The sequence below is a fragment of the Marinobacter koreensis genome, assembly GCF_023156285.1.
GTDB lineage: Bacteria > Pseudomonadota > Gammaproteobacteria > Pseudomonadales > Oleiphilaceae > Marinobacter > Marinobacter koreensis.
The window spans coordinates 1-1,652 of record NZ_JAKZAJ010000009.1 but is presented as its reverse complement, the minus strand read 5'-3'; the positions used below and the strand labels follow the sequence as shown (position 1 = coordinate 1,652).

The 1,652-nt window shown below is 63.6% G+C and carries 1 protein-coding gene; it reads left to right on the top strand.

Annotation, left to right across the window (positions count from 1 at the left end; all coding sequences use genetic code 11):
* A partial coding sequence (carB, locus tag MLD04_RS17620) for a carbamoyl-phosphate synthase large subunit (protein WP_248160715.1) occupies positions 1–1,652 on the top strand: 1,652 nt, incomplete at both ends.

The window sequence follows — 1,652 nt, the reverse complement described above, 5'->3', positions numbered from 1 at the left end:
GGCCCCATCGTGATCGGACAGGCGTGCGAGTTTGATTACTCCGGGGCCCAGGCCTGCAAGGCGCTGAGGGAAGAGGGCTACCGGGTGATCCTGGTGAACTCCAACCCGGCGACCATCATGACCGACCCGGTGATGGCGGATGCCACCTACATCGAGCCGATCACCTGGAAGACGGTGGAGAAGATCATCGAGAAGGAGCAGCCGGACGCGCTGCTGCCGACCATGGGTGGCCAGACCGCGCTGAACTGCGCCCTCGATCTGGAGCGCCACGGCATCCTCGAGAAACACGGCGTGGAAATGATCGGCGCCAACGCCGACACCATCGACAAGGCCGAAGACCGGGACCGCTTCGACAAGGCCATGAAGAAGATCGGCCTGGAATGCCCCCGGGCGACCATCGCCCATTCCATGGAGGAAGCCTGGAAAGTGGCCGATGACATCGGCTTCCCGTGCATCATCCGCCCGTCCTTCACCATGGGCGGCTCCGGCGGCGGCATCGCCTACAACCGGGACGAGTTCGAAGAGATCTGCACCCGCGGCCTGGACCTCTCGCCCACCAACGAACTGCTGATCGACGAGTCCCTGATCGGCTGGAAAGAGTACGAGATGGAAGTTGTCCGCGACAAAAACGACAACTGCATCATCGTCTGCGCCATCGAGAACTTCGACGCCATGGGCGTGCACACCGGTGACTCCATCACCGTGGCCCCGGCCCAGACCCTCACCGACAAGGAATACCAGATCATGCGCAACGCCTCCCTGGCGGTGCTGCGTGAGATCGGTGTGGAAACCGGCGGCTCCAACGTCCAGTTCGGCATCAACCCGGACACCGGCCGCATGGTCGTCATCGAGATGAACCCCCGGGTGTCCCGCTCCTCGGCGCTGGCCTCCAAGGCCACCGGCTTCCCGATCGCCAAGGTCGCGGCCAAACTCGCCATTGGCTACACCCTGGACGAACTGCAGAATGAAATCACCGGCGGCGTCACCCCGGCCTCGTTCGAACCGTCCATCGACTACGTGGTCACCAAGATCCCCCGGTTCACCTTCGAGAAATTCCCCCAGGCCGACGCCCGCCTGACCACCCAGATGAAATCCGTGGGTGAGGTCATGGCCATCGGCCGCACCTTCCAGGAATCCCTGCAGAAAGCCCTGCGCGGCCTGGAAGTGGGCTCCGAAGGCTTCGACGAGAAACTCGAAGACCTGGATTCCGAGAATTCCCGGGAAATCCTCACCCAGGAACTGAACGTCCCCGGCGCCGACCGCATCTGGTACATCGGTGACGCCTTCCGCGCCGGCCTGAGTGTCGAAGACGTGTTCGCCCACACCAGGGTGGACCCCTGGTACCTGGTGCAGATCGAAGACCTGATCAAAGAGGAGGAGGCCCTGAAGAGCGCCGGCAAGGCCGACATCGACCAGGCCACCCTGTTCCGCCTCAAGCGCAAGGGCTTCTCCGACGCACGACTGGCCAAGCTGCTGGGCATCTCCGAAGTCAGCCTGCGCAAGCTGCGCCACGACCTGGGCATCCGCCCGGTGTACAAGCGGGTGGACACCTGTGCCGCGGAATTCGCCTCTGACACCGCCTACATGTACTCCACCTATGAGGAAGAGTGCGAGGCGGACGCCTCCGACCGGGACAAGATCGTCGTCATCGG